The organism is Steroidobacter sp. (genome assembly GCF_016790065.1).
Taxonomy (GTDB): domain Bacteria; phylum Pseudomonadota; class Gammaproteobacteria; order Steroidobacterales; family Steroidobacteraceae; genus Steroidobacter.
In genome coordinates this window covers 1-6,348 of the sequence record NZ_JAEUPY010000305.1, presented here as the reverse complement: position 1 = coordinate 6,348, position 6,348 = coordinate 1, and the positions used below count along the sequence as shown (strand labels likewise).

Below are 6,348 nucleotides of genomic sequence, written 5' to 3'. Positions count from 1 at the left end.
ACGAAGTGCCAACAAGCTGGGATCGTGTGCCCCGCCCTGTAATGTCGACCAAACTCGCTGCACAGCTTCGTAGGCGTCACGATGTTTGGGTGAACGCTCCAGCCAGCTCGTAAACTCGGCTCGCTGTTCCGCTGAAACGTGGTCGCTACTCATATCGTCATGCCACTTCGCGGCGACTTCGCGCAGGTCAGCTTCGGTCGTATTTGGTTGAGTCATCTGGGTGACACTCCTTCGTCGCTCAGCGCACGGCTGAGATATGCGAGTGCCTTGGCACTATGTTTTTCTACGGCACGCACCGAGATGCCGAGCAGCTCCGCCACTTCGGCATGCTTGAGCCCTTCGAGGCAACGCAGGGTAAAGACGTCGCGCGTTCGCTCCGGCAACTGACGCAAGGCGCTCGCCAACCGTGCCATGGACTCGCGACCGATGACCACTCGTTCCGGCGAGAGCTCCGACGGTGCATCCGTCGCGTCACTGTCGGTTCCGCCGTCGCCTAGATAACGTTCTCGCGTCGAGATTTTGCGATAGTGGTCTTTCAGCGCATTGGATGCTGTTTGAAAGATGTAAGCGTCCGGATTATCGACTCCATCCAGTTCCGGCCGCTGTGCCAGGCGCAGGAACACCTGCTGCACCAGATCGGGGACCTCGGGGGAATTGCGGGTGCGCTTACGAAAAAAACTCAGCAACGGCGCGTAATAACGGCGCACGACTTCATCGAGTCGGCCGCGAACGCTGGGAACTGTAGTGGGACTGGGAAGCGATGCCATCGAGAGTGCTCGTGACGCCGACCATGACCGAGGAATTCCCCCGACGCAAGCACCGGAACGCGCTTTCCGGCCGTGGTAAAAAATATTGTTCGGGGTGGTTCGGCTTTGCCGAGGCGGCGCGTCTTACCCCTGACGCTCTTACCAAAAAGTCGAGAAATCAGTCGAGTACCCGGCGTCGGCAGCCTATAATTCGCGGACATTCCGCGCGCCAGATGTTTCGACGACTTTATGAACGCCAGCCAACGGCTCGACGCCGCTATCGGCCATTGCCTGCAAGATCTTTGGAAACCAGCGGGCGCCGCGGTGGCGATCTGCGCCCCCGACGACATGATCTGGTCGCGCTGTTTCGGCGAACGCCAGATCGGTTCCGGCAAAGCTATCGACGAGCACACCGTGTTCGCTTTGGCCTCGGGCACCAAAACATTCGCGGCCGCGTCGCTGGCCCATCTCATCGGCCAGAGCCGGATCGATTGGGACACCCGCGTCGTCGACATCGATCCATCGTTCGACGCCGGTGACGCGGCAGTCACGGCAGCGCTGACTTTGCGGGACCTCGCCTGCCATCGCACCGGCTGGCCGTCCTCCGAAGGTCGACATCGGGGTGCCGCGTCATCACGTGCCGATCTGGTACGACGGCTGCGATATCACGGCTTTCGCCATCCGTTTCGCCAGAACTTTGCTTACTGCACCGATGGCTTCAGCCTGATCGGTCACGTGGTGGACATTGCTAGCGGCATGTCGTGGGAGCGCTATGCGCAGGCTCACCTGCTCGCGCCCTTGTATATGAATCGGACGTCGTTCTCGGTGGCTGAAGCCGAGGGCACCGGCAACTTTGCCCAGCCGCATCTGCAATTGCTCGATGGCGAGCGCGTTGCCGTTCCTTGGTATTACGAGGATGGCATCGCGACTCCGGCTGGCGGTGCGAATTCGTGCCTTGCCGATCTTTCCAAGTGGCTCAGCGCCTGGCTCAACAACTCGCCGGACATGACGCCGTGGCCGACGGAACAGACTGTAATCATGCAAACGCCGCAGATTGCGGATGCAGGACCGTTCGCCGACAAGGAACTCTCTTGCGCGGTCACTGAAGATCTGACGGATGAAGGGTATGCGTTGGGTTGGTACACGCATCGGTATCGTGGTGAGCGGGTGTTTCATCACACCGGCTCGATTCGTGGCTTCCGGTCGATGATGGCGGTGTTGCCGGAGCAGAAGCTTGGATTCATCGCGCTGGTGAACTCGGACGATATTTATCTGCCGCGAGCGCTGTTTCAAACCACGATGGATACGTTGCAAGGCGGTGACCCGCTGCGCTGGACGCAGAGTTTCCTGGCGCTGGAGAAGGCGTGGCACGTCACCAACGCCGGTAAATACCGCCGCGCCAGCGACCCTCGGCCTGACACCTCCGACGCTCGAACCAACATCAGTGACGTTGTCGGCACCTACCAGGACGACGGCCGGTACGGCACCGTGCTCATAGCATCCAACGGCGACGGTTTACAGCTGCAGGCCGGCAAATTGCATTATCGAATCCTATCGACCGGCAACGACTCGTTCCGTTGTGAGCTCTCCGCCGGCGCGCTGGTCATCGATCAAGGTCCGTTACACCTGCAGCGCGACGGTTCTCAACGAGTCATCGGCTTCGAGTATCAAGGCGCGATGTTCAAGCGAACGGCTTGAGATCCGCCACCGACGCTTGCAACACATTCGCTAACGACACGAAATCCAACACCGGCAAGCCAGTCTCAGCCCGAATGCGCGGGCTGAACGGACACAGTGCCGAACACTCGAGCAAGATCCCGCCCAGCGTCGGCGTCTCCGACACCAGCCGCCGAATCGACGCCATCAAATCGTCGCCGATCGCGTCGAGCGGCAATTCAGGCTCGGGCTTGCGCAGCTCATGCCAAGTGCGCGTGCCGTCCAGTCCCAGAATCTTCAACCGCGCCAAATCCGATTCCGTCACGCCTGCCAGCGTCAACAACGTCGGATCGAGCTGCTTCTGATCGAAGGTAATCACACCGACGATGCGATCCACTGACACCAGTCGTAACAACAGCGGTAACAGCAACAAGCTGGACGTTGCCACCGGCACCGGCAAACGCCGCGCGATTTCGGTTTGATAAGCGATGTTGAAACCGCAGGTCGTCAGCAGTGCCTTGATGCCCTGCTCCTGCAGCCGCTCGCCCTGTCGAACATAGTCCGCTGCCACCGCCGGATCGCGATTCAGAATCCGATCCGTGAACGCGGTGGCCGCGCCGGCGTAGACCACCGGATAGCCAAACGTGGCGGGATTGCCCAAGTTGCCCGGATGGCGCAGCGGCTTGTTGGCCATCTCGACGATCCCCAAAGCCGCCTGCGCCATCGATTCGGTCATGACATCCTCGGAACGTTGCACCGCTGCGCCCGCATGCGCGGGTGGTTACTTCGTCGCGCCAGTACCGAGCAAATGCTCGGACAGATATTTCCAGGTGCGCCGACGTACGTAGCTATCGGCAGTCGGCTCCTGATAGCGAATCGAGTGATCCTTGCCCGGCAGAATCAACAGATCGAACACCTTGTTGGCATGGACCAGCGCATCGACCACACGCAGCGTGCTGGCCACCGGCACATCACTGTCGGTCTCGCCATGAATCAGTAACAACGCGCCCTTCAGCCGCTGCACCTCATCCATATTGGTGACATAGCCGCGCGGTCCGCCGGTCGGGCCGGTGCGAGGATCGCCCCAATAGAACTCGCCGGAGTTCATTTCATAAATGTTGTTGTCATGATTGCCCGCGGACGCCACGCCGACTTTATAAAAGTCCGGGTCGTGCAACATCGCCGCCAACGTCATGAAGCCGCCACCTGAGTGCCCTACTACGCCGACGCGCGCGACATCCATCCACGGACGCGACGCAGCCAACGATTCGATGCTCTTGCGCAAGTCCGGCAGCGTGTAGTCACGAATGTTTCCTGAGGTACGCGCATAGGTTTGAAAGGCGACGCCGCGAGAAGATGCCGAACCGCGGGTGCCCGGCGCGATCACGATGAAACCGAGCTGGGCCAACGCCGCGTTGTTGTGCGACGGTGAGAATCGCGTCGGCACCGAATCACCGGAAGGCCCGGGGTACACCACAGCAACCACCGGATAACGCCGCTTCGGATCGAAATCGAACGGCTTCCACAACACGCCGTACAGATCCGTCGCATCGTCAGCGGCTTTGACCTTGTAACGTTCAGGCGCCTGCCAACCAGCGGCGCGCAGCGAATCCGTCTTGGCAACTGCCAGCTCTTTGACGATGCGGCCGTTTCGATCTCGCAGCACAGTGCGCGGCGCCGTTTCGACGGTGGAGAAAGTATCGATGAAATATTTCGCTGAACTCGACGGCGTGAAGCTGTGCGTGGCCGGCTCAGTATCGAGCCGGCGCGGCGAACCGCCATTCAGACTGCCGCGAAAGACGTGCATGTAATAGGGATCGCCGCCCTGCCCGTCGCCGTACGCATCGAAGAAGAACTCGCGCTTGGCGGCGTCGACGTGCAGCACCTGATTGACCGCAAAGTCGCCCGAGGTCAACTGACGAATCAGCTTCTTGCGACGCGCATCGAGGAGATAGTAATGCACGCGTCCATCGCGATCGGATTTCCAGATCAGCTGCTCGCCCTGCCCGACGAACACCAGTTCGGGATCGCGCACGGTGAAATGCGAGTCGCGCTGCTCACGCCAGATCACTTCGATCTCGCCATTCGGCACCGCCACACGGCATAGTTCGACGACTTCGTACTGGCGCTGCATGCGGACGAAATACAGCGAGCGCCCATCCGGCGACGGGAAGATGCCGCCGCTGGCTACGTCCATGTTGCCTACATAGGCCCAGCCCTCGTTGTTGATCGCGCGACGCGTGCCGCTCGCCGCGTCGATCAACCAAAGCTCTGCGGTTGGAATGTTCTTATCGCCCGGATAGGCACGGCGTTGCTCGATGCTCGCGGGCCGCGGCGTGGCAATGGAGTTGGCCAACCAGACCGGCGACACCTCACGATAGTCCCAACGCTCGGCCACGAACCAGGAGCTATCGCCGAGGAAATGCACGAGCGGCGGCGAGCCCGCATACACCGGGCGCGATTGCGGATTGCTATCTGCGTAGCCGGCATCGAAGGTTCGCCACAGCTCGCCATCATCGGTCAGCTGTCGCGTGCCGGCGGCATCCGTCACGAACAGATTGTGATCTTTGGCGTAGATCTGGAAGCGGCCGTCGCGCGAGCTGACTCGATCGCTCGGCCCTGCCTTGGACGCGGCACCGCCAGTCTCGACCGAGGTGACTTTGCCCGACGCCAACTCCATCCGCTGACGCTTGCCATCCGCAGTCCACTCCAGCCAGGACTCATCCTCGGCCCATTTCACATTCAACGCCGCTGCCGACACATCGCGAGGCAGAAGCTTGCCGACCTGCGGCTGTATAAAAGCCTCAGCGCGCTCGAAGCCCGTCGTCCAATTGTCGGCCCCCTCGCCGGCCCCAGCATCGGCCATGCCGTGCGCCGCCACGGTCCACATCACCAAGCACCGAAGCAGGTCACGCGTCATTTTCATAGTTAGGCTACTTTTGCGTACAAATCGAAAGGGATGCACGACGTAACGTATTCAAACCGTGTCGCGCGCCAACTGCGTTTCATACCATCCAAAATGTTTGTTGTTGCACCTTAGTCCAACTGCACGGCGCGCGCCATGGGCGGCGCGCCATCGGGCAATCTTTTAGACGATGACGGGAACCGGTTCGCGGCGGCGCTTGGCCGTGGCCCGCGTGGTAGCGGTGGCTTTTCGGGCGTTGCGCAGCGAAGTGGCGATGCTGTCGATCAGCTCGTCCAGAATGGCATCGGTCTGCGGCCCCAGGCGCAGATAGATCTTGCGGGCAGCCAGACCGCTCAGGGTCAACACCACGATATTGCAGCAGGCGAGGCTCTGCGCTTCGCTGGCGGGAGCGTCCTCGAAGATGTCCAGCCACAGCCGTTCGATCCGGGTCGACAGGCGTGCCAGCGACTCGACCAGCTTCTCGTGAAAGCGCACGTCCGCCCGGGTGCCACGGACGATCTCGACCATCGCGAAGTAATCCTGACTGCTGTAAACCTCCCAGATCAGGTTCACTACCGTAGCCACGCGTTGGCGGAGATCCCCGCCCCGAGCCTCGTTGCGAGTGTCCAGCTGTTGAACCAGCGCATCGGACACGCGCGTCGCCACTTGCAGCAGCAGCTCGTTCTTGTCGCCGAACAGGTGCTGGGCGGCACCCCAGGTGACGCCGGACGCCGCCGTCACGTCGCGCGCCCGCAGGCCGGCGTAACCCTTCTGACGGATCACCTCGATCACGGCATTGATGAGCCGATCCTGCGTCTGGCTGCGCCGTTCTTCCTGGGTGCGGCGAGGTTGACGCGGGGCCGCCCGTTTGGCGCGGCGAGGTTTATCCCGAAGTTTTTCCATGGAGCAGCCTGCTGGCGAAAGTTCGAGTCGTTTTTCCTGGGCCCAAGTCTAGCATAGCGCCGCTCATCTACATTTCACCAGAAATGTATCTGTTGCCAAGCGAGCGGCGCCTGCCCTACCCTCGCACGGTGAGCTCCA

The 6,348-nt window shown here is 61.3% G+C and carries 6 protein-coding genes; 1 reads left to right on the top strand and 5 read right to left on the bottom strand.

Translation table 11 applies throughout. From position 1 onward, the window contains the following. Together JNL55_RS12815 and JNL55_RS12810 are read right to left on the bottom strand one after the other, a co-directional pair. A partial coding sequence (locus JNL55_RS12815) for a DUF4880 domain-containing protein (protein ID WP_293853447.1) occupies positions 1-216 on the bottom strand: 216 nt, incomplete at its 3' end. Further along, complete coding sequence (locus tag JNL55_RS12810; protein WP_293853444.1) at positions 213-767, bottom strand: RNA polymerase sigma factor; 555 nt, start codon at positions 765-767, stop codon at positions 213-215. The genes JNL55_RS12810 and JNL55_RS12815, both read right to left, overlap by 4 nt. A 228-nt stretch (positions 768-995) precedes the next feature. On the opposite strand from JNL55_RS12810, the gene JNL55_RS12805 reads away from it, so the two are divergent. After that, the gene (locus JNL55_RS12805) at positions 996-2,444 is read left to right on the top strand and encodes a serine hydrolase domain-containing protein (protein WP_293853442.1); all 1,449 of its coding nucleotides are present in this window, start codon (positions 996-998) and stop codon (positions 2,442-2,444) included. Here the strand turns inward: JNL55_RS12805 and JNL55_RS12800 are convergent. The 3 genes from JNL55_RS12800 to JNL55_RS12790 all read right to left on the bottom strand — a co-directional run bounded on the left by JNL55_RS12800 (position 2,428) and on the right by JNL55_RS12790 (position 6,210). Beyond that, the gene (locus JNL55_RS12800) at positions 2,428-3,138 is read right to left on the bottom strand and encodes a hypothetical protein (protein ID WP_293853440.1); all 711 of its coding nucleotides are present in this window, start codon (positions 3,136-3,138) and stop codon (positions 2,428-2,430) included. The genes JNL55_RS12805 and JNL55_RS12800 overlap by 17 nt on opposite strands. Positions 3,139-3,183: 45 nt before the next feature. Next, complete coding sequence (locus JNL55_RS12795) at positions 3,184-5,328, bottom strand: S9 family peptidase (RefSeq protein ID WP_293853437.1); 2,145 nt, start codon at positions 5,326-5,328, stop codon at positions 3,184-3,186. A 162-nt stretch (positions 5,329-5,490) separates the two neighbouring features. Then, positions 5,491-6,210 carry a TetR/AcrR family transcriptional regulator gene (locus tag JNL55_RS12790; RefSeq protein WP_293853435.1) on the bottom strand — a complete coding sequence of 240 codons (720 nt, stop codon included), beginning with the start codon at positions 6,208-6,210 and terminating at the stop codon, positions 5,491-5,493. Positions 6,211-6,348 lie beyond the last annotated feature (138 nt).